The organism is Streptomyces longispororuber (genome assembly GCF_014656095.1).
Classification (GTDB): domain Bacteria; phylum Actinomycetota; class Actinomycetes; order Streptomycetales; family Streptomycetaceae; genus Streptomyces; species Streptomyces longispororuber.
The window spans coordinates 45,160-69,661 of sequence record NZ_BNBT01000011.1 but is presented as its reverse complement, the minus strand read 5'-3'; the positions used below and the strand labels follow the sequence as shown (position 1 = coordinate 69,661).

At 66.6% G+C, this 24,502-nt stretch carries 34 protein-coding genes; all 34 read left to right on the top strand.

Going from position 1 to position 24,502, the window contains the following annotated elements:
• Positions 1–77: 77 nt before the first annotated feature.
• The 34 genes from IE330_RS06195 (at position 78) to rpsK (ending at position 24,492) form a co-directional block, all read left to right on the top strand.
• Positions 78–3,992, top strand: a complete 3,915-nt coding sequence (locus IE330_RS06195) for a DNA-directed RNA polymerase subunit beta' (RefSeq protein ID WP_190134832.1) — start codon at positions 78–80, stop codon at positions 3,990–3,992.
• Between the two features lie 126 nt (positions 3,993–4,118).
• Complete coding sequence (locus tag IE330_RS06190) at positions 4,119–4,658, top strand: DUF1707 and DUF4190 domain-containing protein (RefSeq protein ID WP_229925421.1); 540 nt, start codon at positions 4,119–4,121, stop codon at positions 4,656–4,658.
• A gap of 321 nt (positions 4,659–4,979) precedes the next feature.
• A complete protein-coding gene (rpsL, locus tag IE330_RS06185; RefSeq protein ID WP_003948652.1) occupies positions 4,980–5,351 on the top strand; it encodes a 30S ribosomal protein S12 in 372 nt (123 codons plus the stop codon).
• A 2-nt stretch (positions 5,352–5,353) separates the two neighbouring features.
• Positions 5,354–5,824 (top strand): 30S ribosomal protein S7, encoded by a 471-nt coding sequence (rpsG, locus tag IE330_RS06180; protein ID WP_003974303.1) that lies wholly within the window; start codon positions 5,354–5,356, stop codon positions 5,822–5,824.
• Between the two features lie 39 nt (positions 5,825–5,863).
• Positions 5,864–7,990, top strand: coding sequence for an elongation factor G (gene fusA / locus IE330_RS06175; protein ID WP_190134831.1), 2,127 nt, complete (start codon positions 5,864–5,866; stop codon positions 7,988–7,990).
• 154 nt (positions 7,991–8,144) lie between these two features.
• On the top strand, positions 8,145–9,338 hold the full coding sequence (gene tuf / locus IE330_RS06170; RefSeq protein WP_190134830.1) for an elongation factor Tu: 1,194 nt from the start codon (positions 8,145–8,147) through the stop codon (positions 9,336–9,338).
• A gap of 515 nt (positions 9,339–9,853) precedes the next feature.
• Positions 9,854–10,162, top strand: coding sequence for a 30S ribosomal protein S10 (gene rpsJ / locus IE330_RS06165; protein WP_003948644.1), 309 nt, complete (start codon positions 9,854–9,856; stop codon positions 10,160–10,162).
• 14 nt (positions 10,163–10,176) lie between these two features.
• Positions 10,177–10,821 carry a 50S ribosomal protein L3 gene (gene rplC, locus IE330_RS06160; protein WP_138961312.1) on the top strand — a complete coding sequence of 215 codons (645 nt, stop codon included), beginning with the start codon at positions 10,177–10,179 and terminating at the stop codon, positions 10,819–10,821.
• Between the two features lie 8 nt (positions 10,822–10,829).
• A complete protein-coding gene (gene rplD / locus IE330_RS06155) occupies positions 10,830–11,480 on the top strand; it encodes a 50S ribosomal protein L4 (RefSeq protein ID WP_190134829.1) in 651 nt (216 codons plus the stop codon).
• Positions 11,480–11,896: a 50S ribosomal protein L23 gene (gene rplW / locus IE330_RS06150; RefSeq protein WP_190134828.1), complete on the top strand. Its 417-nt coding sequence runs from the start codon at positions 11,480–11,482 to the stop codon at positions 11,894–11,896. Before rplD ends, rplW begins: the two co-directional genes overlap by 1 nt.
• A 38-nt stretch (positions 11,897–11,934) precedes the next feature.
• Positions 11,935–12,771, top strand: coding sequence for a 50S ribosomal protein L2 (gene rplB / locus IE330_RS06145; protein WP_190134827.1), 837 nt, complete (start codon positions 11,935–11,937; stop codon positions 12,769–12,771).
• Positions 12,772–12,783: 12 nt separating this feature from the next.
• Positions 12,784–13,065 (top strand): 30S ribosomal protein S19, encoded by a 282-nt coding sequence (rpsS, locus tag IE330_RS06140; RefSeq protein ID WP_010036728.1) that lies wholly within the window; start codon positions 12,784–12,786, stop codon positions 13,063–13,065.
• A gap of 40 nt (positions 13,066–13,105) precedes the next feature.
• Positions 13,106–13,453: a 50S ribosomal protein L22 gene (gene rplV / locus IE330_RS06135; RefSeq protein WP_030685471.1), complete on the top strand. Its 348-nt coding sequence runs from the start codon at positions 13,106–13,108 to the stop codon at positions 13,451–13,453.
• Positions 13,453–14,289, top strand: a complete 837-nt coding sequence (rpsC, locus tag IE330_RS06130; RefSeq protein WP_190134826.1) for a 30S ribosomal protein S3 — start codon at positions 13,453–13,455, stop codon at positions 14,287–14,289. Before rplV ends, rpsC begins: the two co-directional genes overlap by 1 nt.
• Before the next feature lie 5 nt (positions 14,290–14,294).
• A complete protein-coding gene (rplP, locus tag IE330_RS06125; RefSeq protein WP_190134825.1) occupies positions 14,295–14,714 on the top strand; it encodes a 50S ribosomal protein L16 in 420 nt (139 codons plus the stop codon).
• Positions 14,714–14,938: a 50S ribosomal protein L29 gene (gene rpmC, locus IE330_RS06120; protein ID WP_010036720.1), complete on the top strand. Its 225-nt coding sequence runs from the start codon at positions 14,714–14,716 to the stop codon at positions 14,936–14,938. The genes rplP and rpmC overlap by 1 nt, the downstream gene beginning before the upstream one ends.
• Positions 14,938–15,249, top strand: coding sequence for a 30S ribosomal protein S17 (gene rpsQ / locus IE330_RS06115; RefSeq protein ID WP_190134824.1), 312 nt, complete (start codon positions 14,938–14,940; stop codon positions 15,247–15,249). The genes rpmC and rpsQ overlap by 1 nt, the downstream gene beginning before the upstream one ends.
• Before the next feature lie 93 nt (positions 15,250–15,342).
• Positions 15,343–15,711: a 50S ribosomal protein L14 gene (gene rplN, locus IE330_RS06110; RefSeq protein WP_003974257.1), complete on the top strand. Its 369-nt coding sequence runs from the start codon at positions 15,343–15,345 to the stop codon at positions 15,709–15,711.
• A gap of 2 nt (positions 15,712–15,713) precedes the next feature.
• Positions 15,714–16,037 carry a 50S ribosomal protein L24 gene (gene rplX, locus IE330_RS06105; RefSeq protein WP_190134823.1) on the top strand — a complete coding sequence of 108 codons (324 nt, stop codon included), beginning with the start codon at positions 15,714–15,716 and terminating at the stop codon, positions 16,035–16,037.
• On the top strand, positions 16,037–16,594 hold the full coding sequence (gene rplE, locus IE330_RS06100) for a 50S ribosomal protein L5 (RefSeq protein WP_190134822.1): 558 nt from the start codon (positions 16,037–16,039) through the stop codon (positions 16,592–16,594). Before rplX ends, rplE begins: the two co-directional genes overlap by 1 nt.
• Before the next feature lie 5 nt (positions 16,595–16,599).
• Complete coding sequence (locus tag IE330_RS06095; RefSeq protein ID WP_003956452.1) at positions 16,600–16,785, top strand: type Z 30S ribosomal protein S14; 186 nt, start codon at positions 16,600–16,602, stop codon at positions 16,783–16,785.
• A 223-nt stretch (positions 16,786–17,008) separates the two neighbouring features.
• The gene (gene rpsH / locus IE330_RS06090) at positions 17,009–17,407 is read left to right on the top strand and encodes a 30S ribosomal protein S8 (protein WP_019888762.1); all 399 of its coding nucleotides are present in this window, start codon (positions 17,009–17,011) and stop codon (positions 17,405–17,407) included.
• Between the two features lie 24 nt (positions 17,408–17,431).
• Positions 17,432–17,971 carry a 50S ribosomal protein L6 gene (rplF, locus tag IE330_RS06085; RefSeq protein ID WP_190134821.1) on the top strand — a complete coding sequence of 180 codons (540 nt, stop codon included), beginning with the start codon at positions 17,432–17,434 and terminating at the stop codon, positions 17,969–17,971.
• A gap of 3 nt (positions 17,972–17,974) precedes the next feature.
• Entirely contained in the window at positions 17,975–18,358 is a 384-nt protein-coding gene (gene rplR / locus IE330_RS06080; protein WP_190134820.1) for a 50S ribosomal protein L18, read from the top strand.
• 40 nt (positions 18,359–18,398) lie between these two features.
• The gene (gene rpsE / locus IE330_RS06075) at positions 18,399–19,004 is read left to right on the top strand and encodes a 30S ribosomal protein S5 (protein ID WP_190134819.1); all 606 of its coding nucleotides are present in this window, start codon (positions 18,399–18,401) and stop codon (positions 19,002–19,004) included.
• On the top strand, positions 19,004–19,186 hold the full coding sequence (gene rpmD / locus IE330_RS06070) for a 50S ribosomal protein L30 (RefSeq protein WP_003974250.1): 183 nt from the start codon (positions 19,004–19,006) through the stop codon (positions 19,184–19,186). The genes rpsE and rpmD overlap by 1 nt, the downstream gene beginning before the upstream one ends.
• A gap of 2 nt (positions 19,187–19,188) precedes the next feature.
• Positions 19,189–19,644: a 50S ribosomal protein L15 gene (gene rplO / locus IE330_RS06065; RefSeq protein ID WP_190134818.1), complete on the top strand. Its 456-nt coding sequence runs from the start codon at positions 19,189–19,191 to the stop codon at positions 19,642–19,644.
• A gap of 227 nt (positions 19,645–19,871) precedes the next feature.
• Positions 19,872–21,185, top strand: coding sequence for a preprotein translocase subunit SecY (gene secY / locus IE330_RS06060; protein WP_190134817.1), 1,314 nt, complete (start codon positions 19,872–19,874; stop codon positions 21,183–21,185).
• Positions 21,185–21,841, top strand: a complete 657-nt coding sequence (locus tag IE330_RS06055) for an adenylate kinase (protein ID WP_190134816.1) — start codon at positions 21,185–21,187, stop codon at positions 21,839–21,841. Before secY ends, IE330_RS06055 begins: the two co-directional genes overlap by 1 nt.
• Positions 21,842–21,983: 142 nt before the next feature.
• Positions 21,984–22,820: a type I methionyl aminopeptidase gene (map, locus tag IE330_RS06050; protein WP_190134815.1), complete on the top strand. Its 837-nt coding sequence runs from the start codon at positions 21,984–21,986 to the stop codon at positions 22,818–22,820.
• A gap of 207 nt (positions 22,821–23,027) precedes the next feature.
• A complete protein-coding gene (infA, locus tag IE330_RS06045; protein WP_003948620.1) occupies positions 23,028–23,249 on the top strand; it encodes a translation initiation factor IF-1 in 222 nt (73 codons plus the stop codon).
• Between the two features lie 59 nt (positions 23,250–23,308).
• A complete protein-coding gene (rpmJ, locus tag IE330_RS06040; RefSeq protein ID WP_003948619.1) occupies positions 23,309–23,422 on the top strand; it encodes a 50S ribosomal protein L36 in 114 nt (37 codons plus the stop codon).
• A 219-nt stretch (positions 23,423–23,641) separates the two neighbouring features.
• The gene (gene rpsM / locus IE330_RS06035; protein WP_190134814.1) at positions 23,642–24,022 is read left to right on the top strand and encodes a 30S ribosomal protein S13; all 381 of its coding nucleotides are present in this window, start codon (positions 23,642–23,644) and stop codon (positions 24,020–24,022) included.
• 65 nt (positions 24,023–24,087) lie between these two features.
• Entirely contained in the window at positions 24,088–24,492 is a 405-nt protein-coding gene (gene rpsK, locus IE330_RS06030; RefSeq protein WP_003948617.1) for a 30S ribosomal protein S11, read from the top strand.
• The last annotated feature ends 10 nt before the right edge of the window (positions 24,493–24,502 follow it).

Sequence of the window (24,502 nt, the reverse complement as noted above, 5' to 3'; positions counted from 1 at the left end):
ACCCCGACAGACCATTGATGAAGCGCCAATATCTCGCTGACGCGAGGTGGCACAACCCTGAGAGGGATTGACGCATAGTGCTCGACGTCAACTTCTTCGACGAGCTCCGGATCGGCCTGGCCACCGCTGACGACATCCGTCAGTGGAGCCACGGCGAGGTCAAGAAGCCCGAAACCATCAACTACCGCACGCTCAAGCCCGAAAAGGACGGACTCTTCTGCGAGAAGATCTTCGGTCCGACCCGGGACTGGGAGTGCTACTGCGGCAAGTACAAGCGCGTCCGCTTCAAGGGCATCATCTGTGAGCGCTGTGGCGTCGAGGTCACGCGCGCCAAGGTGCGCCGCGAGCGGATGGGCCACATCGAGCTCGCCGCGCCCGTCACGCACATCTGGTACTTCAAGGGCGTCCCGTCGCGCCTCGGCTACCTCCTCGACCTCGCGCCGAAGGACCTCGAGAAGGTCATCTACTTCGCCGCGTACATGATCACGTTCGTGGACGAGGAGCGCCGCACCCGCGACCTGCCCTCGCTGGAGGCCCACGTCTCCGTCGAGCGCCAGCAGATCGAGAACCGCCGCGACGCCGACCTCGAGGCCCGCGCCAAGAAGCTCGAGACCGACCTGGCCGAGCTGGAGGCCGAGGGCGCCAAGGCCGACGTGCGCCGCAAGGTGCGCGAGGGCGCCGAGCGCGAGATGAAGCAGCTCCGCGACCGCGCCCAGCGCGAGATCGACCGTCTCGACGAGGTGTGGAACCGCTTCAAGAACCTCAAGGTCCAGGACCTGGAGGGCGACGAGCTGCTCTACCGCGAGCTGCGTGACCGCTTCGGCACGTACTTCGACGGCTCGATGGGTGCCGCGGCGCTGCAGAAGCGCCTGGAGTCCTTCGACCTCGACGAGGAGGCCGAGAAGCTCCGCGAGATCATCCGCACCGGCAAGGGCCAGAAGAAAACCCGTGCCCTGAAGCGCCTGAAGGTCGTCTCCGCGTTCCTGCAGACGTCCAACAGCCCCAAGGGCATGGTGCTCGACTGCGTGCCGGTCATCCCGCCGGACCTGCGTCCGATGGTGCAGCTCGACGGTGGCCGCTTCGCGACCTCCGACCTGAACGACCTGTACCGCCGCGTCATCAACCGCAACAACCGCCTGAAGCGGCTTCTCGACCTCGGCGCGCCCGAGATCATCGTGAACAACGAGAAGCGCATGCTCCAGGAGGCCGTCGACGCGCTCTTCGACAACGGCCGCCGCGGCCGCCCGGTCACGGGCCCCGGCAACCGTCCGCTGAAGTCGCTGTCCGACATGCTCAAGGGCAAGCAGGGCCGCTTCCGTCAGAACCTGCTCGGCAAGCGCGTGGACTACTCCGCGCGTTCCGTGATCGTCGTCGGTCCGCAGCTCAAGCTGCACCAGTGCGGTCTGCCGAAGGCGATGGCGCTGGAGCTCTTCAAGCCGTTCGTGATGAAGCGCCTGGTCGACCTGAACCACGCGCAGAACATCAAGTCGGCCAAGCGCATGGTCGAGCGCGGCCGCACCGTCGTGTACGACGTCCTCGAAGAGGTCATCGCCGAGCACCCGGTGCTGCTGAACCGCGCGCCCACGCTGCACCGCCTCGGCATCCAGGCCTTCGAGCCGCAGCTCGTCGAGGGCAAGGCCATCCAGATCCACCCGCTCGTCTGCACCGCGTTCAACGCGGACTTCGACGGTGACCAGATGGCCGTGCACCTGCCGCTGTCCGCGGAGGCGCAGGCCGAGGCCCGCATCCTGATGCTGTCCTCGAACAACATCCTCAAGCCCGCCGACGGCCGTCCGGTGACGATGCCGACGCAGGACATGGTCCTGGGTCTGTTCTTCCTCACCACCGACGGCGAGGGCCGCGGGGTCAAGGGCGAGGACCGCTCCTTCGGCTCCACCGCCGAGGCGATCATGGCGTTCGACGCGGGCGAGCTCTCGCTCCAGTCGAAGGTCGACATCCGCTTCCCGGTGGGCACCATCCCGCCGCGCGGCTGGACCCCGCCGGTGTCCGAGGAGGGCGACGAGGGCGTCGCGGAGCGCGAGTACCAGCAGGGCGACAGCTTCCGGCTGAAGACCACGCTGGGCCGTGCGCTCTTCAACGAGCTGCTGCCCGAGGACTACCCGTTCGTCGACTACGAGGTCGGCAAGAAGCAGCTCTCCGAGATCGTCAACGACCTCGCCGAGCGCTACCCCAAGGTCATCGTGGCGGCGACGCTCGACAACCTGAAGGCGGCCGGCTTCTACTGGGCGACCCGCTCCGGCGTCACCGTGGCCATCTCCGACGTCGTCGTCCCCGAGGCGAAGAAGGAGATCGTCGCGGGCTACGAGGCGCAGGACGAGAAGGTCCAGAAGCAGTACGAGCGCGGTCTGATCACCAAGGAAGAGCGCACGCAGGAGCTCATCGCGATCTGGACCAAGGCGACCAACGAGGTCGCCGAGGCGATGAACGCGAACTTCCCCAAGACCAACCCCATCTTCATGATGGTTGACTCGGGTGCCCGAGGAAACATGATGCAGATGCGGCAGATCGCCGGTATGCGTGGTCTGGTGTCGAACGCGAAGAACGAGACCATCCCGCGTCCGATCAAGGCCTCGTTCCGCGAGGGCCTGTCCGTGCTGGAGTACTTCATCTCCACGCACGGTGCCCGTAAGGGTCTGGCGGACACCGCCCTGCGTACCGCCGACTCCGGTTACCTCACCCGTCGTCTGGTCGACGTCTCCCAGGACGTCATCATTCGCGAGGAGGACTGCGGCACCGAGCGCGGCCTCAAGCTGCGCATCGCGGACCGCGGCGCCGACGGCGTGCTGCGCAAGACGGACAACGTCGAGACGTCCGTCTACGCCCGCATGCTGGCCGAGGACGTCGTCATCGACGGCAAGGTCATCGCCCCGGCCAACGTCGACCTCGGTGACGTGCTCATCGACGCCCTGGTCGCCAACGGCGTCGAGGAGGTCAAGACCCGCTCGGTCCTGACCTGTGAGTCGGCGGTCGGCACCTGTGCCTTCTGCTACGGCCGTTCGCTCGCCACCGGCAAGCTGGTCGACATCGGTGAGGCGGTCGGCATCATCGCCGCCCAGTCCATCGGTGAGCCCGGCACGCAGCTCACGATGCGTACCTTCCACACCGGTGGTGTGGCCGGTGACGACATCACCCAGGGTCTGCCCCGTGTCGTCGAGCTCTTCGAGGCCCGTACGCCGAAGGGTGTCGCCCCGATCTCCGAGGCCGCGGGCCGCGTCCGCATCGAGGAGACCGAGAAGACCAAGAAGATCGTCGTCACCCCGGACGACGGCAGCGACGAGACGGCGTACCCGATCTCGAAGCGCGCCCGTCTCCTGGTCGGCGAGGGCGACCACGTCGAGGTGGGCCAGAAGCTCACCGTGGGTGCCACCAACCCGCACGACGTGCTGCGCATCCTGGGCCAGCGCGCCGTCCAGGTCCACCTGGTCGGCGAGGTCCAGAAGGTCTACAACTCGCAGGGTGTGTCGATCCACGACAAGCACATCGAGATCATCATCCGGCAGATGCTCCGCCGCGTGACGATCATCGAGTCCGGCGACGCCGAGCTGCTGCCCGGCGAGCTGGTCGAGCGCTCCAAGTTCGAGACCGAGAACCGTCGGGTCGTGACGGAGGGTGGCCACCCGGCCTCCGGCCGTCCGCAGCTCATGGGTATCACCAAGGCCTCGCTGGCGACGGAGTCCTGGCTGTCGGCCGCCTCCTTCCAGGAGACGACCCGAGTGCTGACGGACGCGGCGATCAACGCCAAGTCCGACAGCCTCATCGGCCTCAAGGAGAACGTCATCATCGGTAAGCTCATCCCGGCCGGTACGGGTCTGTCCCGCTACCGCAACATCCGGGTCGAGCCGACCGAGGAGGCCAAGGCCGCGATGTACTCGGCCGTCGGCTACGACGACATCGACTACTCGCCGTTCGGCACCGGCTCCGGCCAGGCCGTTCCGCTGGAGGACTACGACTACGGTCCGTACAACCAGTAGTCGGCCCGCTCGCCCGGCGAGCGCGCCACCCGCCGCAGGGCGGTCATCCGACGGGAGTCGGGTGGCCGCCCTGCGGCGCTTTGACGCATGATGGGAGCACACACCGTGTGGGGGAGCGTGCGTCTCGTGACCGATCCGTCGTGGCAGCCGGCGCCGTGGCCGGGACAGCAGGGCCAGCCGTCGATGCTCGCGGGCCACTCCGACCGGGAGCGCGCGGTCGACGTGCTGCGCGCCGGGTTCGCCGAGGGCCGGCTCCAGCAGGACGAGTACGAGCGCCGGGTGGAGCGCGCCCACGCCGCCCGTACGGTGGGGGAGCTGGGGCTCCTCGTCGCCGACCTGCCCCAGGGCCCGACGGGCTTCCCGCAGCAGTTCCCCCAGCAGTTCCCGCAGCAGTACGCGCCCCGGGTGCCGCCCACCTTCATGCCCGCCCCGGCGCCCACCAACGGCAAGGCCACCGCGGCCCTGGTGTGCGGCATCGCGACGTTCTTCACCCTCGGCGCCTCGGCCGTCCCCGCGGTCGTCCTCGGCCACATGGCCCGCGCCGAGATCCGCCGCACCCACGAGAACGGCGACGGCCAGGCGATGGCGGGCCTGGCCCTGGGCTGGCTGTCGATCGTGGGGTGGACGCTGCTGTTGCTGCTGGTCGTGTCGGCGTCCGGGGGCTAGGGCCGGTCCGGCCGCCGGGAGGGACCCGGGCGGGCGGGCCGCCGCGGCACCGGCGGCGCCCTGCGGTGCCCGGCGTGTCCGGGGTGCGGGGTATTTGTTTTGACCGCAGCCAATGAGGTAGGTACGCTCAGACCTTGTGCCTGGGGTGTGCCTTGGCTCGCGCGCGTGTCTTCCACCGCACCGTGAGTCTGATCCGGCCACCGCAATCTGCGCCCTCCCCGTCGTTCAGCGGGGGTCTGCAGTATTCGACACACCCGACCGCGTGGGTCGGCGACGTTCCAGGTTAGCTTTACTATTCGGCACACAGAAACCGGAGAAGTAGTGCCTACGATCCAGCAGCTGGTCCGCAAGGGCCGGCAGGACAAGGTCGAGAAGAACAAGACGCCCGCACTCGAGGGTTCGCCCCAGCGCCGTGGCGTCTGCACGCGTGTGTTCACGACCACCCCGAAGAAGCCGAACTCGGCCCTGCGGAAGGTCGCGCGTGTGCGTCTGACCTCCGGGATCGAGGTCACGGCCTACATTCCGGGTGAGGGACACAACCTGCAGGAGCACTCCATCGTGCTCGTGCGTGGTGGCCGTGTGAAGGACCTGCCTGGTGTTCGCTACAAGATCATCCGCGGTTCCCTCGACACCCAGGGTGTCAAGAACCGCAAGCAGGCCCGCAGCCGCTACGGCGCCAAGAAGGAGAAGTAAGAATGCCTCGTAAGGGCCCCGCCCCGAAGCGCCCGGTCATCATCGACCCGGTCTACGGTTCTCCTCTGGTGACCTCCCTCATCAACAAGGTGCTGCTGAACGGCAAGCGCTCCACCGCCGAGCGCATCGTCTACGGCGCCATGGAGGGCCTGCGCGAGAAGACCGGCAACGACCCGGTCATCACGCTGAAGCGCGCGCTCGAGAACATCAAGCCGACCCTCGAGGTCAAGTCCCGCCGTGTCGGTGGTGCGACCTACCAGGTCCCGATCGAGGTCAAGCCGGGCCGTGCGAACACGCTCGCCCTGCGCTGGCTGGTCGGTTACTCCCGTGCCCGTCGGGAGAAGACCATGACCGAGCGTCTGCTGAACGAGCTCCTCGACGCCTCCAACGGCCTCGGCGCCGCTGTGAAGAAGCGCGAGGACACGCACAAGATGGCCGAGTCCAACAAGGCCTTCGCGCACTACCGCTGGTAGTCGCTACCCACATCGAGAACCGAGAGAAGACTGAGCCTTATGGCTACCACTTCGCTTGACCTGGCCAAGGTGCGCAACATCGGCATCATGGCCCACATCGACGCGGGCAAGACGACGACCACCGAGCGGATCCTGTACTACACCGGTGTCTCGTACAAGATCGGTGAGGTCCACGACGGTGCTGCCACCATGGACTGGATGGAGCAGGAGCAGGAGCGTGGCATCACGATCACCTCTGCTGCCACCACCTGTCACTGGCCGCTGGAGGACGTCGACCACACCATCAACATCATCGACACCCCGGGGCACGTCGACTTCACCGTAGAGGTGGAGCGTTCCCTGCGTGTGCTCGACGGTGCCGTGACGGTGTTCGACGGCGTCGCCGGCGTTGAGCCCCAGTCCGAGACCGTGTGGCGTCAGGCCGACCGCTACGGCGTTCCGCGTATCTGCTTCGTCAACAAGCTCGACCGCACCGGTGCCGAGTTCCACCGCTGCGTCGACATGATCACGGACCGCCTCGGTGCGCAGCCGCTGGTCATGCAGCTCCCGATCGGTGCCGAGGCCGACTTCAAGGGCGTCGTGGACCTGGTCCGCATGAAGGCCCTGGTCTGGTCCGCGGACACCAAGCTGGGCGAGGCGTACGACGTCGTCGACATCCCGGCCACCCACACCGAGGCTGCCGAGGAGTACCGCGGCAAGCTGCTCGAGGCCGTGGCCGAGAACGACGAAGAGATCATGGAGCTGTACCTGGAGGGCCAGGAGCCCACCGAGGAGCAGCTCTACGCCGCGATCCGTCGCATCACCATCGCCTCCGGCAAGGGCGGCGACACCACCGTCACTCCCGTGTTCTGCGGCACCGCGTTCAAGAACAAGGGCGTGCAGCCCCTGCTCGACGCCGTCGTGCGCTACCTCCCCTCCCCCCTGGACGTCGAGGCCATCGAGGGCCACGGCGTCAAGGACCCGGAGGAGGTCGTCAAGCGCAAGCCGTCGGACGACGAGCCGCTGGCCGCGCTGGCGTTCAAGATCGCCTCCGACCCGCACCTGGGCAAGCTCACCTTCGTCCGGATCTACTCCGGCCGCCTGGAGTCCGGCACCGCCGTGCTGAACTCCGTCAAGGGCAAGAAGGAGCGCATCGGCAAGATCTACCGCATGCACGCGAACAAGCGTGAGGAGATCGACTCGGTGGGCGCGGGCGACATCATCGCCGTCATGGGTCTGAAGCAGACCACGACCGGTGAGACGCTGTGCGACGAGAAGAACCCGGTGATCCTGGAGTCCATGGACTTCCCGGCGCCGGTCATCGAGGTCGCCATCGAGCCCAAGTCCAAGGGTGACCAGGAGAAGCTGGGTGTCGCCATCCAGCGTCTCGCGGAGGAGGACCCCTCCTTCCAGGTGCACACCAACGAGGAGACCGGCCAGACCGTCATCGGCGGTATGGGCGAGCTGCACCTCGAGGTGCTCGTCGACCGCATGAAGCGCGAGTTCAAGGTCGAGGCCAACGTCGGCAAGCCGCAGGTCGCGTACCGCGAGACGATCCGCAAGGCCGTCGAGCGCGTGGACTACACCCACAAGAAGCAGACCGGTGGTACCGGTCAGTTCGCCAAGGTGCAGATCGCGATCGAGCCGATCGAGGGCGGCGACGCCTCGTACGAGTTCGTGAACAAGGTCACCGGTGGTCGCATCCCGAAGGAGTACATCCCTTCGGTCGACGCCGGCTGCCAGGAGGCCATGCAGTTCGGCATCCTCGCCGGTTACGAGATGACCGGCGTCCGTGTCACGCTGCTCGACGGTGCCTACCACGAGGTGGACTCCTCCGAGCTCGCCTTCAAGATCGCCGGTTCGCAGGCCTTCAAGGAGGCCGCGCGCAAGGCCAGCCCCGTGCTGCTCGAGCCGATGATGGCCGTCGAGGTCACCACGCCCGAGGACTACATGGGCGACGTCATCGGCGACATCAACTCCCGCCGTGGCCAGATCCAGGCCATGGAGGAGCGCAGTGGCGCCCGGGTCGTCAAGGGCCTGGTTCCGCTGTCGGAGATGTTCGGCTACGTCGGAGACCTCCGCAGCAAGACGTCGGGTCGCGCAAGCTACTCGATGCAGTTCGACTCCTACGCCGAGGTTCCGCGGAACGTCGCCGAGGAGATCATCGCGAAGGCCAAGGGCGAGTAACTCACCCGAGTTCACGCCGTAGGCTTGACTCCGGAGCCTTCGGGGCATTCCGGCCCTCACCGGGACGGAGTGCCCCGGGCCCCGGGCACCCCAGCAAAGATCACCTGGCGCCGATGAAGTAAGGCGTACAGAACCACTCCACAGGAGGACCCCAGTGGCGAAGGCGAAGTTCGAGCGGACTAAGCCGCACGTCAACATCGGCACCATCGGTCACATCGACCACGGTAAGACGACCCTCACGGCCGCCATTACCAAGGTGCTGCACGACGCGTACCCGGACCTGAACGAGGCCTCGGCCTTCGACCAGATCGACAAGGCTCCCGAGGAGCGCCAGCGCGGTATCACCATCTCCATCGCGCACGTCGAGTACCAGACCGAGACGCGTCACTACGCCCACGTCGACTGCCCCGGTCACGCGGACTACATCAAGAACATGATCACGGGTGCCGCGCAGATGGACGGCGCCATCCTCGTGGTCGCCGCCACCGACGGCCCGATGCCGCAGACCAAGGAGCACGTGCTCCTGGCCCGCCAGGTCGGCGTTCCGTACATCGTCGTCGCCCTGAACAAGGCCGACATGGTGGACGACGAGGAGATCCTGGAGCTCGTCGAGCTCGAGGTCCGTGAGCTCCTCTCCGAGTACGAGTTCCCGGGCGACGACGTCCCGGTCGTCAAGGTCTCGGCGCTCAAGGCGCTCGAGGGCGACGCCGAGTGGGGCAAGTCCGTCCTCGACCTGATGAAGGCCGTCGACGAGGCCATCCCGCAGCCAGAGCGTGACGTCGACAAGCCGTTCCTGATGCCGATCGAGGACGTCTTCACGATCACCGGCCGTGGCACCGTCGTCACCGGTCGTATCGAGCGCGGTGTCCTCAAGGTCAACGAGACCGTGGACATCATCGGCATCAAGACCGAGAAGACCACCACCACGGTCACGGGCATCGAGATGTTCCGCAAGCTGCTCGACGAGGGCCAGGCCGGTGAGAACGTCGGTCTGCTCCTCCGCGGCATCAAGCGCGAGGACGTCGAGCGCGGCCAGGTCATCATCAAGCCGGGCTCGGTCACCCCGCACACCGAGTTCGAGGCGCAGGCGTACATCCTGTCGAAGGACGAGGGTGGCCGCCACACCCCGTTCTTCAACAACTACCGCCCGCAGTTCTACTTCCGTACGACGGACGTGACCGGCGTCGTGACCCTCCCCGAGGGCACCGAGATGGTCATGCCGGGTGACAACACCGAGATGAAGGTGGAGCTCATCCAGCCCGTCGCCATGGAGGAGGGCCTGAAGTTCGCCATCCGTGAGGGTGGCCGGACCGTGGGCGCCGGCCAGGTCACCAAGATCGTCAAGTAAGTACCTGACGGTCGGGGAGACCCGGCAGCTCTTCTCGAGCTCCTGAGAAGCCCCGCTCACCAGCCGGTGGGCGGGGCTTTTCGCGCGCCTTCCCGGGTGCGAGGACCGGGGCGGGTCAGCTTGACAAGGGGCTCGATTGGCGTCCGGCATGCCCCGTATGGCAGACTAGCGGGGTTGCTCGGTTGAGTGCCGATGCTGCGCGCCTCCCGCCGGGAGGACTGGAAGCGAGTCCCACGGTACTCGTCGCTCCAACTGCCGTCAGGCAGCGCTGGGGCGGACGTACGGGAATCTTCCGGGAAGCGTCAGCGGGGTGCCTCGGCCAGGCACCCGGCGGCCTTTCTCAGGCTTCCCCCGGACCAGCGGTCGCAAACGGCCGCAGCCCCCTAGCAGGGAAATCCCCAGGGATATCCATGTCAGCGGGACTGCGACACGCCCGACCGCGTGGGTCGGAGGGGCGGAGAAGATCCGGCCTCAGGGTTCCAGAGCGTTACGAGAGACAGGACTACAAAGTAGCCATGGCGGGACAGAAGATCCGCATCCGGCTCAAGGCCTACGACCACGAGGTCATCGACTCCTCGGCGAAGAAGATCGTCGAGACGGTGACGCGTACTGGTGCGTCGGTCGCGGGCCCGGTGCCGCTGCCCACTGAGAAGAACGTGTACTGCGTCATCAAGTCGCCGCACAAGTACAAGGACTCGCGCGAGCACTTCGAGATGCGCACGCACAAGCGCCTGATCGACATCCTCGACCCGACGCCCAAGACCGTTGACTCGCTGATGCGCCTGGACCTTCCGGCCGGCGTCGACATCGAGATCAAGCTCTGAGAGGCGCGGAAGAGATGACCAAGCAGATCAAGGGCATCCTGGGCGAGAAGCTCGGCATGACCCAGGTCTGGGACGAGAACAACCGTGTCGTCCCCGTGACCGTGGTCAAGGCCGGGCCCTGCGTTGTTACCCAGGTCCGTACGAATGACAGCGACGGCTACGAGTCGGTCCAGATCGCCTTCGGCGAGATCGACCCGCGCAAGGTGAACAAGCCCCTCAAGGGCCACTTCGCCAAGGCCGACGTGACCCCCCGTCGCCACCTCGTCGAGATCCGTACCTCGGACGCCTCCGAGTACACCCTCGGCCAGGAGCTCACCGCCGAGACCTTCGAGTCGGGCGTCAAGGTCGACGTGACCGGCAAGAGCAAGGGCAAGGGCTTCGCCGGTGTCATGAAGCGCCACAACTTCGGTGGCCTCGGCTCCAGCCACGGCACCCAGCGCAAGCACCGCTCGCCCGGTTCCATCGGTGGCTGCGCCACCCCGGGCCGCGTGTTCAAGGGCCTCCGCATGGCGGGCCGCATGGGCAACGAGCGGGTCACCACCCAGAACCTGACCGTCCACGCCGTTGACGCGGAGAAGGGTCTGCTGCTCATCAAGGGCGCGGTTCCCGGTCCGAACGGCGGCCTCGTCCTGGTCCGCACCGCGGCCAAGGGGGCCTGAGGTAACCGATGAGCACTGTTGACATCCTTTCGCCGGCAGGCGACAAGGCCGGTACCGTCGAGCTCCCCGCGGAGATCTTCGACGCCAAGGTCAGCGTTCCGCTGATCCACCAGGTCGTCGTCGCGCAGCTGGCCGCTGCCCGCCAGGGCACGCACAAGACCAAGACCCGCGGCGAGGTCCGTGGTGGCGGCAAGAAGCCGTACCGCCAGAAGGGCACCGGCCGCGCCCGCCAGGGTTCGACCCGCGCGCCGCAGTTCGCCGGTGGTGGCGTCGTGCACGGTCCCGTGCCGCGTGACTACTCGCAGCGGACCCCGAAGAAGATGAAGGCCGCCGCCCTGCGCGGTGCCCTCACCGACCGGGCCCGCCACAGCCGCATCCACGTCGTCTCCGACGTGGTCGAGGGCGACATCTCCACGAAGGCCGTCAAGGCTCTCCTCGGCAAGATCAGTGAGCGCAAGAACGTGCTCCTGGTCGTCGAGCGCGAGAACGAGAAGGCCGTGCTGTCCGCCCGCAACCTGCCCCAGGTCCACATCCTGGAGCCGGGCCAGCTCAACACGTACGACGTTCTCGTCTCGGACGACGTGGTCTTCACCCAGGCCGCTTTCGAGTCCTTCGTGTCTGGCCCCAAGGCCGCCGACACCGAAGGGAGCGAGGCCTGATGGCTACCCGCCACCCCGCTATCGCCTCGAAGGCCGCCAAGGCCGCCAAGGCCGCGCGCGTCGCCAAGGCGAAGCGTCACGCCACCGAGGGCAAGAACACCGTCGAGACGCCGCTGAGCAAGAGCTTCACGGACCCCCGTGACGTCCTCGTCAAGCCGGTCGTCTCCGAGAAGAGCTACGCGCTGCTCGACGAGAACAAGTACACGTTCCTCGTCGACCCGCGGGCCAACAAGACCCAGATCAAGCAGGCCGTCGAGACGGTCTGGTCGGTCAAGGTCACCGGGGTCAACACGATCAACCGGCAGGGCAAGCGCAAGCGCACCCGCACGGGCTTCGGCAAGCGCGCCAACACCAAGCGCGCGATCGTGACCCTCGCTGAGGGCGACCGTATCGACATCTTCGGCCAGGCCTCCTAACGGAGACCCTGGTCCGAATATCGGACGAGGACTGAGAAATGGGAATCCGCAAGTACAAGCCGACGACGCCGGGCCGCCGTGGCTCCTCCGTCGCCGACTTCGTCGAGGTCACGCGGTCCACGCCGGAGAAGTCGCTGGTCCGCCCGCTGCACAGCAAGGGCGGCCGTAACAACGCCGGTCGTGTGACCGTTCGCCACCAGGGTGGCGGACACAAGCGCGCCTACCGTGTGATCGACTTCCGTCGTCACGACAAGGACGGCGTGCCGGCGAAGGTCGCGCACATCGAGTACGACCCGAACCGCACCGCGCGCATCGCCCTGCTGCACTACGCAGACGGCGAGAAGCGCTACATCATCGCTCCGCGCGGCCTGGCGCAGGGTGACCGGGTGGAGAACGGCCCTGGCGCCGACATCAAGCCCGGCAACAACCTGGCCCTGCGCAACATCCCGGTCGGTACCACGATCCACGCGATCGAGCTCCGTCCGGGCGGCGGCGCCAAGTTCGCCCGTTCCGCGGGTGCCTCGGTGCAGCTCCTGGCGAAGGAGGGCTCGATGGCCCACCTGCGCATGCCGTCGGGTGAGATCCGCCTGGTCGACGTCCGCTGCCGCGCCACCATCGGTGAGGTCGGCAACGCCGAGCAGTCGAACATCAACTGGGGCAAGGCCGGCCGCAAGCGCTGGCTGGGCGTCCGTCCCACCGTTCGCGGTGTCGTGATGAACCCGGTTGACCACCCGCACGGTGGTGGTGAGGGCAAGACCTCCGGTGGTCGCCACCCGGTCTCGCCCTGGGGCAAGAAGGAAGGCCGTACTCGTTCGCCCAAGAAGGCGTCGAACAAGTACATCGTCCGCCGCCGCAAGACGAACAAGAAGCGCTAAGGACGGGTTGAGATGCCTCGTAGCCTGAAGAAGGGGCCCTTCGTCGACGACCACCTGATCAAGAAGGTGGACGCCCAGAACGAAGCCGGCACCAAGAACGTCATCAAGACCTGGTCCCGTCGCTCGATGATCGTCCCGGCCATGCTCGGCCACACGATCGCGGTGCACAACGGCAAGACCCACATCCCGGTGTTCGTCACCGAGTCGATGGTCGGCCACAAGCTCGGCGAGTTCTCGCCGACTCGCACCTTCCGCGGCCACGTCAAGGACGACCGGAAGTCGAAGCGCCGCTAAGCGGGGTGGAACGACTATGACTAACACCGAAGGGACAACCATGGAAGCCAGGGCCCAGGCGCGGTACATCCGCGTCACGCCCATGAAGGCCCGCCGCGTGGTGGACCTCATCCGTGGCATGGACGCCACGGAGGCTCAGGCGGTCCTGCGTTTCGCCCCGCAGGCCGCCAGCGTGCCGGTCGGCAAGGTGCTGGACAGCGCCATCGCCAACGCCGCGCACAACTACGACCACACGGACGCCTCGTCGCTGTACATCAGCGAGGCGTACGTGGACGAGGGCCCGACCCTGAAGCGGTTCCGCCCGCGTGCCCAGGGCCGCGCCTACCGGATCCGTAAGCGGACCAGCCACATCACCGTGGTCGTCAGCAGCAAGGAAGGAACCCGGTAATGGGCCAGAAGGTAAACCCGCACGGGTTCCGGCTCGGTGTCACGACCGACTTCAAGTCGCGTTGGTACGCCGACAAGCTGTACAAGGACTACGTCAAGGAAGACGTCGCCATCCGTCGGATGATGACGTCCGGCATGGAGCGCGCCGGCATCTCGAAGGTGGAGATCGAGCGCACCCGTGACCGCGTGCGGGTGGACATCCACACCGCTCGTCCCGGCATCGTCATCGGCCGCCGTGGCGCCGAGGCCGACCGCATCCGCGGTGACCTCGAGAAGCTCACGGGCAAGCAGGTCCAGCTCAACATCCTCGAGGTCAAGAACCCCGAGACGGACGCTCAGCTCGTGGCCCAGGCCGTTGCCGAGCAGCTTTCGTCCCGCGTCTCCTTCCGCCGCGCCATGCGCAAGAGCATGCAGTCGGCGATGAAGGCGGGCGCCAAGGGCATCAAGATCCAGTGTGGCGGTCGTCTCGGCGGTGCCGAGATGTCCCGTTCGGAGTTCTACCGCGAGGGCCGTGTGCCCCTGCACACGCTCCGCGCCAACGTGGACTACGGCTTCTTCGAGGCCAAGACGACCTTCGGCCGCATCGGCGTGAAGGTCTGGATCTACAAGGGCGACGTCAAGAACATCGCCGAGGTCCGCGCCGAGAACGCCGCTGCCCGTGCCGGCAACCGCCCGGCCCGTGGTGGCAACGACCGCCCGGCCCGTGGTGGCCGCGGTGGCGAGCGTGGCGGTCGCGGTCGCAAGCCGCAGCAGCAGTCGGCTCCGGCCGCCGAGGCCCCCAAGGCCGAGGCGCCCGCCGCTGCCGCTCCGGCTGAGAGCACCGGAACGGAGGCCTGACCGACATGCTGATCCCCCGTAGGGTCAAGCACCGCAAGCAGCACCACCCCAAGCGCTCGGGCATGAGCAAGGGTGGCACGCAGGTTGCGTTCGGTGAGTACGGCATCCAGGCCATGGGCCCGGCGTACGTCACCAACCGTCAGATCGAGGCCGCGCGTATCGCGATGACCCGCCACATCAAGCGTGGCGGCAAGGTCTGGATCAACATCTACCCGGACCGTCCGCTCACGAAGAAGCCGGCCGAGACCCGCATGGGTTCCGGTAAGGGTTCCCCGGAGTGGTGGGTCGCCAACGTCAAGCCCGGACGTGTCATGTTCGAGCTGTCGTACCCCAACGAGAAGATCGCCCGTGAGGCGCTGACCCGTGCGGCCCACAAGCTGCCGATGAAGTGCCGGATCGTCAAGCGCGAGGCAGGTGAAGCGTGATGTCGGCCGGTACCAAGGCGTCCGAGCTGCGCGAGCTGGGCAACGAGGAGCTCCTGAACAAGCTCCGCGAGGCCAAGGAAGAGCTGTTCAACCTCCGCTTCCAGGCGGCGACGGGCCAGCTCGAGAACCACGGCCGTCTGAAGGCGGTCCGTAAGGACATCGCCCGGATCTACACCCTGATGCGTGAGCGCGAGCTGGGCATCGAGACGGTGGAGAGCGCCTGATGAGCGAGAGCAACGTGACTGAGAACACTGCAACCAACGGCGGCTCTGCCGCGGGTGAGGCGCGCGGTTTCCGCAAGACCCGTGAGGGTCTGGTCGTCAGCGACAAGATGGACAAGACCGTCGTCGTCGCCGTCGAGGACCGCGTCAAGCACGCGCTGTACGGCAAGGTCATCCGCCGTACGAACAAGCTCAAGGCGCACGACGAGCAGAACGCCGCGGGTGTCGGCGACCGCGTCCTCCTGATGGAGACCCGGCCGCTGTCCGCGACCAAGCGCTGGCGCGTCGTCGAGATCCTCGAGAAGGCCAAGTAATCACCTGAAGGGTTTCCTTCAGGTTCAGTTCCGCCAGGCTCCGGGGGCCGTTGACCGGCCCCCGGGGAACCGGCAGACACACAGGAGATAGACGTGATCCAGCAGGAGTCGCGACTTCGTGTCGCCGACAACACGGGTGCGAAGGAGATCCTCACCATCCGTGTTCTCGGTGGCTCGGGTCGCCGCTACGCGGGCATCGGTGACGTCATCGTCGCCACCGTCAAGGATGCGATCCCCGGTGGCAACGTGAAGAAGGGTGACGTCGTCAAGGCGGTCATCGTTCGCACCGTCAAGGAGCGCCGCCGTCCGGACGGCTCGTACATCCGCTTCGACGAGAACGCCGCCGTCATTCTGAAGAACGACGGCGACCCTCGCGGCACCCGTATCTTCGGCCCGGTGGGCCGTGAGCTGCGCGAGAAGAAGTTCATGAAGATCATCTCGCTCGCGCCGGAGGTGCTGTAAGCATGAAGATCAAGAAGGGTGACCTGGTCCAGGTCATCACCGGCAAGGACAAGGGCAAGCAGGGCAAGGTCATTGCCGCTTACCCGCGCCAGGAGCGCGTCCTCGTCGAGGGTGTCAACCGGGTCAAGAAGCACACCAAGGCCGGTCCGACGGCGTCCGGCTCGCAGGCCGGCGGCATCGTGACGACCGAGGCCCCGATCCACGTGAGCAATGTGGCGCTCGTCGTGGAGAAGGACGGCAAGAAGGTCGTTACCCGCGTCGGCTACCGCTTTGACGACGAGGGCAACAAGATCCGCGTTGCCAAGCGGACGGGTGAGGACATCTGATGGCTACCACCACCACTCCGCGTCTCAAGCAGAAGTACCGCGACGAGATCAAGTCGAAGCTGCAGGACGAGTTCAAGTACGAGAACGTCATGCAGATCCCCGGTCTCGTCAAGATCGTGGTGAACATGGGTGTCGGCGACGCCGCCCGTGACTCCAAGCTCATGGACGGTGCCGTCCGTGACCTGACCACGATCACCGGTCAGAAGCCGGCCGTCACCAAGGCCCGCAAGTCCATCGCGCAGTTCAAGCTGCGTGAGGGACAGCCGATCGGTGCCCACGTCACGCTCCGTGGCGACCGCATGTGGGAGTTCCTGGACCGCACCCTGTCGCTCGCGCTGCCGCGCATCCGCGACTTCCGTGGTCTGTCCCCCAAGCAGTTCGACGGCCGTGGCAACTACACCTTCGGTCTCACGGAGCAGGTCATGTTCCACGAGATCGACCAGGACAAGATCGACCGTGTCCGGGGTATGGACATCACCGTGGTCACCACGGCGACCAACGACGCTGAGGGCCGCGCGCTCCTTCGTCACCTCGGCTTCCCGTTCAAGGAGGCGTGAGCGAGATGGCGAAGAAGGCTCTGATCGCTAAGGCTGCTCGCAAGCCCAAGTTCGGTGTGCGCGCGTACACCCGCTGCCAGCGCTGCGGCCGTCCGCACTCCGTCTACCGCAAGTTCGGCCTGTGCCGCGTGTGCCTCCGTGAGATGGCTCACCGTGGCGAGCTGCCGGGCGTGACCAAGAGCTCCTGGTAATTCCCTTCTGTCCATAGGACATAGGGATTACCCGAAGCTCTCGGTAAGCAGTGAGGTCGGTGGGGCCCGGCCGCGCATGCCGTAGGCTTGTGTGGTTGGGCGCCCGCCGCCCTCGTACGACTTACTACGCCGTAGGTCCCCGCGCCGCACCCGTCCCGCCCATGAGTGGGGAGAGGGATGGCGCATACAGGAAACCCCGGCGAGAGAGGCCGAAGGCCAATTCATGACCATGACTGATCCGATCGCAGACATGCTTACGCGTCTGCGGAACGCGAACTCGGCGTACCACGACTCGGTGTCGATGCCGCACTCCAAGATCAAGTCGCACATCGCGGAAATCCTCCAGCAGGAGGGTTTCATCACCGGCTGGAAGGTCGAGGACGCCGAGGTCGGCAAGAACCTCGTCCTCGAGCTCAAGTTCGGGCCGAACCGTGAGCGCTCCATCGCGGGCATCAAGCGGATCTCGAAGCCTGGTCTGCGTGTGTACGCGAAGTCCACCAACCTGCCGAAGGTGCTCGGCGGCCTGGGCGTGGCCATCATCTCCACGTCCCACGGTCTGCTCACCGGCCAGCAGGCGCAGAAGAAGGGCGTGGGTGGGGAAGTCCTCGCCTACGTCTGGTAGCGGAAGGGAACGGAGGAAACAGCTATGTCGCGTATTGGCAAGCTCCCCATCACGGTTCCCGCCGGCGTGGACGTCACCATCGACGGCCAGACGGTCCAGGTGAAGGGCCCCAAGGGCACCCTGCACCACACCGTCGTGTCGCCGATCGAGATCGCTAAGGGTGAGGACGGCGTCCTGAACGTCACCCGCCCGAACGACGAGCGTCAGAACAAGGCCCTGCACGGCCTGTCCCGCACGCTGGTGGCGAACATGATCACCGGTGTGACCCAGGGTTACGTGAAGAAGCTCGAGATCAGCGGTGTCGGTTACCGCGTCGCCGCGAAGGGCTCCAACCTGGAGTTCTCGCTCGGCTACAGCCACCCGATCCTGGTCGAGGCGCCCGAGGGCATCTCGTTCAAGGTCGAGTCGCCGACCAAGTTCTCGGTCGAGGGCATCGACAAGCAGAAGGTCGGCGAGGTTGCGGCCAACATCCGCAAGCTGCGCAAGCCCGACCCGTACAAGGCCAAGGGCGTCAAGTACGAGGGCGAAGTCATCCGCCGCAAGGTCGGAAAGGCGGGTAAGTAAGCCATGGCATACGGTACGAAGATCGCTAAGGGCGACGCCTACAAGCGTGCCGCGATCAAGCGCCGCCACATCCGGGTCCGCAAGAAGGTCTCGGGTACGGCTGAGCGTCCCCGTCTGGTCGTGACGCGCTCGAACCGCCACATCGTGGCGCAGGTCATCGACGACATCAAGGGTCACACCCTGGCGTCGGCGTCGACCCTGGACGCGTCCATCCGTGGTGGCTCGGACGACAAGTCCGCGCAGGCCGGCAAGGTCGGCGCCCTGGTCGCCGAGCGTGCCAAGGCCGCCGGCGTCGAGGCTGTCGTGTTCGACCGTGGTGGTAACCGGTACGCGGGTCGCATCGCGGCCCTCGCCGACGCCGCCCGCGAGGCCGGGCTCAAGTTCTGAGCTCGCTGCGTAGCTAGCGGAAAAGAGAGAGGTAAATCCAATGGCTGGACCCCAGCGCCGCGGTGGCGGTGCCGGTGGCGGCGAGCGGCGGGACCGGAAGGGCCGTGACGGCGGCGCAGCCGCCGCCGAGAAGACCGCGTACGTTGAGCGCGTTGTCGCGATCAACCGCGTCGCCAAGGTTGTGAAGGGTGGTCGTCGCTTCAGCTTCACCGCGCTGGTCGTGGTGGGCGACGGTGACGGCACCGTGGGTGTCGGTTACGGCAAGGCCAAGGAGGTGCCGGCCGCCATCGCCAAGGGTGTTGAGGAGGCCAAGAAGCACTTCTTCAAGGTCCCGCGTATCGCCGGCACCATCCCTCACCCGGTTCAGGGTGAGAAGGCCGCGGGCATCGTCCTGCTCAAGCCGGCGTCGCCGGGTACCGGTGTCATCGCCGGTGGTCCCGTGCGTGCCGTGCTGGAGTGCGCCGGTGTTCACGACATCCTGTCGAAGTCCCTGGGCTCCGACAACGCGATCAACATCGTGCACGCGACCGTGGCGGCCCTCAAGGGCCTGCAGCGTCCCGAGGAGATCGCGGCCCGCCGCGGTCTGCCGCTCGAGGACGTCGCCCCCGCGGCTCTGCTGCGTGCGCGTGCCGGGGCTGGTGCGTAATGGCTCAGCTCAAGATCACGCAGGTGAAGTCGTACATCGGCAGCAAGCAGAACCACCGTGACACCCTGCGCTCCCTTGGTCTCAAGGGCATCAACACGCAGGTCGTCAAGGAGGACCGCCCCGAGTTCCGCGGCATGGTGCACACCGTCCGCCACCTCGTGACGGTCGAGGAGGTCGACTGATCATGGCGGAGCAGAACCCGCTCAAGATCCACAACCTCCGTCCCGCCCCGGGCGCCAAGACCGCCAAGACCCGTGTGGGTCGTGGTGAGGCGTCGAAGGGTAAGACGGCCGGTCGTGGTACCAAGGGTACGAAGGCTCGTTACCAGGTTCCGGAGCGCTTCGAGGGTGGCCAGATGCCCCTCCACATGCGCCTTCCGAAGCTGAAGGGCTTCAAGAACCCGTTCAAGACCGAGTACCAGGTCGTCAACCTGGACAAGCTCGCCTCCCTCTACCCCGAGGGTGGCGAGGTCACGGTGGCCGACCTGGTCGCCAAGGGCGCCGTTCGCAAGAACAGCCTTGTCAAGGTCCTCGGCCAGGGCGAGATCTCCGTGGCGCTGCAGGTGACGGTCGACGCCGTCTCCGGCTCCGCCAAGGAGAAGATCACCGCCGCCGGCGGTACCGTCACCGAGCTCGTCTGAGTCACTCAGGCGTCTCGATGACATGAGCGATCCCGACCGGGGATGCCCCACAAATGGGGCATCCCCGGTTGGTCGTTCCAAGGGGGGCACGGTCGCCGGTAAGGTGGCGTGCACTGTTACTTTCCGCGCGGTCTGTCTCGCGACCGGCCGGGCGGTTTTACGTAGTTATCCGTCGGACACACCACCGTCACCTCTGACGCAGTAGCGCGGGGGTCGCAGGAGGCACCGTGCTCACCGCGTTCGCCCGGGCGTTCAAGACGCCCGACCTGCGCAAGAAGCTGCTCTTCACGCTCGGCATCATTGTGATCTACCGGCTCGGGACGCATGTCCCGATCCCGGGCATCGACTACAAGAACGTCCAGACGTGCATCGACGCGGCCAACGCCAACCAGGGCCTGTTCGGTCTCGTCAACATGTTCAGCGGTGGCGCGCTCCTTCAGATCACGATCTTCGCGCTCGGCATCATGCCGTACATCACGGCGAGCATCATCCTGCAGCTCCTGACCGTGGTGATCCCGCGTCTGGAGGCCCTCAAGAAGGAGGGGCAGGCGGGCACGGCGAAGATCACGCAGTACACGCGCTACCTGACGATCGCGCTCGCCATCCTGCAGGGCACCGGCCTGGTGGCCACCGCCCGCACCGGCACCCTGTTCCAGGGCTGCCCGGTGGCCTCGGAGATCGTGCCGGACCAGTCGATCTTCGTCACCATCACGATGGTCATCACGATGACCGCCGGTACGGCCACGGTCATGTGGCTCGGTGAGCTCATCACCGACCGCGGCATCGGCAACGGCATGTCGATCCTGATGTTCATCTCGATCGCCGCGACCTTCCCCGCCGCCCTGTGGGGCATCAAGAAGCAGGGCGACCTGGCGGGCGGCTGGATCGAGTTCGGCACCGTCATCCTCGTCGGCCTGTTCATGGTCGGCCTGGTCGTCTTCGTCGAGCAGGCGCAGCGCCGCATCCCGGTGCAGTACGCGAAGCGCATGATCGGCCGCCGGTCCTACGGGGGTACGTCGACGTACATCCCGCTGAAGGTCAACCAGGCGGGCATCATCCCTGTGATCTTCGCCTCGTCGCTGCTCTACATCCCGGCCCTGGTCGCCCAGTTCGCCGGTGGCAACGCCGGGTGGAAGACGTGGATCGAGCAGAACCTGACCAAGGGTGACCACCCCATTTACATCGTCACCTACTTCGTCCTCATCGTCTTCTTCGCCTTCTTCTACGTGGCGATCTCCTTCAACCCGGAGGAAGTCGCGGACAACATGAAGAAGTATGGTGGCTTCATCCCGGGCATCCGGGCTGGCCGACCGACCGCTGAGTACCTGAGCTACGTACTCAACCGGATCACTTGGCCGGGCTCGCTGTATCTGGGTCTGATCGCTCTTGTGCCGACGATGGCGTTGGTGGGCTTCAACGCGAACCAGAACTTCCCCTTCGGTGGGACGAGCATCCTCATCATCGTGGGTGTGGGCCTGGAGACCGTGAAGCAGATCGAGAGCCAGCTCCAGCAGCGCAACTACGAAGGGTTCCTCCGCTGATGCGAATCGTCCTCGTCGGGCCGCCCGGTGCCGGCAAGGGAACGCAGGCCGCTTTCCTTGCCAAGAACCTGTCGATCCCGCACATCTCCACGGGCGACCTCTTCCGGGCCAACATCAGCCAGCAGACGGAGCTCGGCAAGCTGGCGAAGTCCTACATGGACGCCGGAAACCTCGTCCCGGACGAGGTGACCATCGGCATGGCCAAGGACCGCATGGCGCAGCCCGACGCGGAGAACGGCTTCCTGCTCGACGGCTTCCCGCGCAACGTGTCGCAGGCGGAGGCCCTCGACGAGGCGCTGAAGGCGGACGGCCAGAAGCTGGACGCGGTCCTCGACCTGGAGGTCCCCGAGGACGAGGTGGTCAAGCGCATCGCGGGCCGCCGCATCTGCCGCAACGACTCCGCCCACGTCTTCCACGTGACGTACAGCGCGCCGCGCCGGGAAGGCGTCTGCGACGTCTGCGGCGGCGACCTGTACCAGCGCGAGGACGACAAGGAAGAGACCGTCCGCAAGCGGCTCGACGTCTACCACCGCGAGACCGAGCCGATCATCGACCACTACAAGGCCCAGGGCCTGGTGGTCACGATCTCCGCCCTCGGCAAGGTGGACGAGGTCACCAAGCGCGCGATGACCGCCCTCGCGGGCGAGAACGCCTGACACCGGCGTGACTGGGCCGCGGTACCCCGCACGGGGTGCCGCGGCCCAGCCGTGGGCGGGGGCGTGGGGCCCCGGCGCGGCCGTATCGTTGAGGGTGCCCCGCACGTCGTACTCGTAGGTTCAGAAAGGCTCAGGCCCGGACATGGTGCAGATCAAGACTCCCGAGCAGATCGCCAAGATGCGAGCGGCGGGACTTGTCGTCGCCGCCATCCACCGGGCCACGCGCGAGGCGGCCGTGCCGGGCGCCACCACGAAGGACCTGGACGACGTGGCGCGCAAGGTCCTCGCCGAGCACGGTGCCAAGTCGAACTTCCTCGGGTACGGCGGCTTCCCCGCCACCATCTGCACCTCGAAGAACGAGGTCGTCGTGCACGGCATCCCGAGCGACGACGTCGTCCTGGAGGACGGGGACATCATCTCCATCGACGCCGGCGCGATCGTCGACGGCTGGCACGGGGACGCGGCGTTCACGGCGTTCGTGGGCGGCGGTCACGCCCCGGAGCTGGTCGAGCTCTCCCGGGTCACCGAGGAGTCGATGTGGGCCGGCATCGCGGCCATGAAGCAGGGCAACCGCCTCGTCGACGTCTCCCGCGCCATCGAGACGTACATCCGCCGCCAGCCGCGGCCCGCGAGCGGCAAGTACGGGATCATCGAGGACTACGGCGGGCACGGCATCGGCACCGAGATGCACATGGACCCGCACCTGCTGAACTACGTCGAGCGACGGCGCGGGCGCGGGCCGAAGCTGGTGCCCGGCTTCTGCCTGGCCATCGAGCCGATGGTGTCCCTCGGCACCCCGAAGACGGAGGTCCTGTCGGACGACTGGACCGTCATCACGACCGACGGGACCTGGTCCTCGCACTGGGAGCACTCCGTCGCCCTGACCGAGCAGGGGCCGCTGGTGCTCACCGCCCCCGACGGCGGCAAGGCGAAGCTGGCCGAGTACGGGGTCGTGGCCGCGCCGGACCCGCTGGGCTAGACCCCGACGGGGGCGGGGCAGGGGCGCGTCGGGGGCGGATCCGGGATCCGGTCCGGAACCGGGCTTAAGGATCTTTCCGGGCGGGCAGTCTCTCTCGATTCGTCTTTCCGGGTGCACTGACGTAGACTGACGCGTCGGCTCTCGTGCATTCGCATGTCTGCGTCTCCGTGCAGAGTCGATCAAGGTAGTCGATTCGAAGGGCGAAGCGTGGCCAAGAAGCAAGGTGCCATCGAGATCGAGGGCACTGTCGTCGAGTCTCTTCCGAACGCCATGTTCAAGGTCGAGCTCCAGAACGGCCACCAGGTCCTGGCACACATCAGCGGCAAGATGCGCATGCACTACATCCGCATCCTCCCTGACGACCGGGTCGTGGTGGAGTTGTCTCCGTACGACCTGACGCGTGGCCGGATCGTCTACCGGTACAAGTAGATCTTGCCCGCATCCCGCCTCCGCGGGGTGGTGGCACTGACCCGGAGAACCTCACACCCATGAAGGTCAAGCCGAGCGTCAAGAAGATCTGCGACAAGTGCAGGGTGATCCGCCGTCACGGCCGGGTCATGATCATTTGCGACAACCCGCGCCACAAGCAGCGCCAGGGCTGACGCACGTATCGCACTCGCAGATTTCGCGCGACGCACGTAACAGCACATATGCAGGACCCGTCCCTCTTCAGGTCCATCAGGTAATGGAGGGCGACACCCCCGGTCGGAGGCCGGGGACCCAGTCCGTACCAACCCTTCCCCGGACATGTGTCCAGGCGAAGGGGACGGCGGCTGGGAGTGGTGCTGCTGAAGACCTCCGAAGAATCACAGGAGCCATGAATGGCACGCGTTGAAGGTGTTGACCTCCCGCGCGACAAGCGCATCGAGGTCGCCCTCACCTATGTGTTCGGCATCGGCCGGACGCTGTCCCAGCAGACGCTGGACGCCACTGGTGTCGACCGCAACACCCGTGTTCGCGACCTGACCGAGGACGACCTCGTCAAGATCCGCGAGTACGTGGACCAGAACATCAAGACCGAGGGTGACCTCCGTCGCGAGATCCAGGCCGACATCCGCCGCAAGGTCGAGATCGGCTGCTACCAGGGTCTGCGCCACCGCCGTGGCCTGCCCGTCCGCGGTCAGCGCACCAGCACCAACGCTCGCACCCGCAAGGGCCCGCGTCGCGCCATCGCCGGTAAGAAGAAGCCGGGCAAGAAGTAGTCCTCGCTCAGCGGTCTATCGACAGCTGACGCTGCAGGACCGACCACCTCCCGTAGGAGTTAAAGATGCCCCCCAAGGGTCGTCAGGGCGCTGCCAAGAAGGTGCGCCGCAAGGAAAAGAAGAACGTCGCTCACGGCCACGCGCACATCAAGAGCACGTTCAACAACACGATCGTGTCCATCACGGACCCGACCGGCAACGTGATCTCGTGGGCCTCCGCCGGCCACGTCGGCTTCAAGGGCTCGCGCAAGTCGACCCCGTTCGCCGCGCAGATGGCCGCCGAGTCGGCCGCGCGCCGCGCGCAGGAGCACGGCATGCGCAAGGTGGACGTCTTCGTGAAGGGTCCGGGCTCCGGCCGCGAGACCGCGATCCGCTCCCTCCAGGCCACCGGCCTCGAGGTCGGCTCGATCCAGGACGTCACGCCGACCCCGCACAACGGCTGCCGCCCGCCGAAGCGCCGTCGCGTCTGACGTTGTTCTA

Coding starts and splice junctions, on each gene's coding strand:
- rpsG (WP_003974303.1), top strand. CDS start 5,354: ATGCCTCGTAAGGGCCCCGCCCCGAAGCGCCCGGTCATCATCGACCCG.
- fusA (WP_190134831.1), top strand. CDS start 5,864: ATGGCTACCACTTCGCTTGACCTGGCCAAGGTGCGCAACATCGGCATC.
- rpsJ (WP_003948644.1), top strand. CDS start 9,854: ATGGCGGGACAGAAGATCCGCATCCGGCTCAAGGCCTACGACCACGAG.
- rplC (WP_138961312.1), top strand. CDS start 10,177: ATGACCAAGCAGATCAAGGGCATCCTGGGCGAGAAGCTCGGCATGACC.
- rplD (WP_190134829.1), top strand. CDS start 10,830: ATGAGCACTGTTGACATCCTTTCGCCGGCAGGCGACAAGGCCGGTACC.
- rplW (WP_190134828.1), top strand. CDS start 11,480: ATGGCTACCCGCCACCCCGCTATCGCCTCGAAGGCCGCCAAGGCCGCC.
- rplB (WP_190134827.1), top strand. CDS start 11,935: ATGGGAATCCGCAAGTACAAGCCGACGACGCCGGGCCGCCGTGGCTCC.
- rpsS (WP_010036728.1), top strand. CDS start 12,784: ATGCCTCGTAGCCTGAAGAAGGGGCCCTTCGTCGACGACCACCTGATC.
- rplV (WP_030685471.1), top strand. CDS start 13,106: ATGGAAGCCAGGGCCCAGGCGCGGTACATCCGCGTCACGCCCATGAAG.
- rpsC (WP_190134826.1), top strand. CDS start 13,453: ATGGGCCAGAAGGTAAACCCGCACGGGTTCCGGCTCGGTGTCACGACC.
- rplP (WP_190134825.1), top strand. CDS start 14,295: ATGCTGATCCCCCGTAGGGTCAAGCACCGCAAGCAGCACCACCCCAAG.
- rpmC (WP_010036720.1), top strand. CDS start 14,714: ATGTCGGCCGGTACCAAGGCGTCCGAGCTGCGCGAGCTGGGCAACGAG.
- rpsQ (WP_190134824.1), top strand. CDS start 14,938: ATGAGCGAGAGCAACGTGACTGAGAACACTGCAACCAACGGCGGCTCT.
- rplX (WP_190134823.1), top strand. CDS start 15,714: ATGAAGATCAAGAAGGGTGACCTGGTCCAGGTCATCACCGGCAAGGAC.
- rplE (WP_190134822.1), top strand. CDS start 16,037: ATGGCTACCACCACCACTCCGCGTCTCAAGCAGAAGTACCGCGACGAG.
- IE330_RS06095 (WP_003956452.1), top strand. CDS start 16,600: ATGGCGAAGAAGGCTCTGATCGCTAAGGCTGCTCGCAAGCCCAAGTTC.
- rpsH (WP_019888762.1), top strand. CDS start 17,009: ATGACCATGACTGATCCGATCGCAGACATGCTTACGCGTCTGCGGAAC.
- rplF (WP_190134821.1), top strand. CDS start 17,432: ATGTCGCGTATTGGCAAGCTCCCCATCACGGTTCCCGCCGGCGTGGAC.
- rplR (WP_190134820.1), top strand. CDS start 17,975: ATGGCATACGGTACGAAGATCGCTAAGGGCGACGCCTACAAGCGTGCC.
- rpsE (WP_190134819.1), top strand. CDS start 18,399: ATGGCTGGACCCCAGCGCCGCGGTGGCGGTGCCGGTGGCGGCGAGCGG.
- rpmD (WP_003974250.1), top strand. CDS start 19,004: ATGGCTCAGCTCAAGATCACGCAGGTGAAGTCGTACATCGGCAGCAAG.
- rplO (WP_190134818.1), top strand. CDS start 19,189: ATGGCGGAGCAGAACCCGCTCAAGATCCACAACCTCCGTCCCGCCCCG.
- IE330_RS06055 (WP_190134816.1), top strand. CDS start 21,185: ATGCGAATCGTCCTCGTCGGGCCGCCCGGTGCCGGCAAGGGAACGCAG.
- map (WP_190134815.1), top strand. CDS start 21,984: ATGGTGCAGATCAAGACTCCCGAGCAGATCGCCAAGATGCGAGCGGCG.
- rpmJ (WP_003948619.1), top strand. CDS start 23,309: ATGAAGGTCAAGCCGAGCGTCAAGAAGATCTGCGACAAGTGCAGGGTG.
- rpsM (WP_190134814.1), top strand. CDS start 23,642: ATGGCACGCGTTGAAGGTGTTGACCTCCCGCGCGACAAGCGCATCGAG.
- rpsK (WP_003948617.1), top strand. CDS start 24,088: ATGCCCCCCAAGGGTCGTCAGGGCGCTGCCAAGAAGGTGCGCCGCAAG.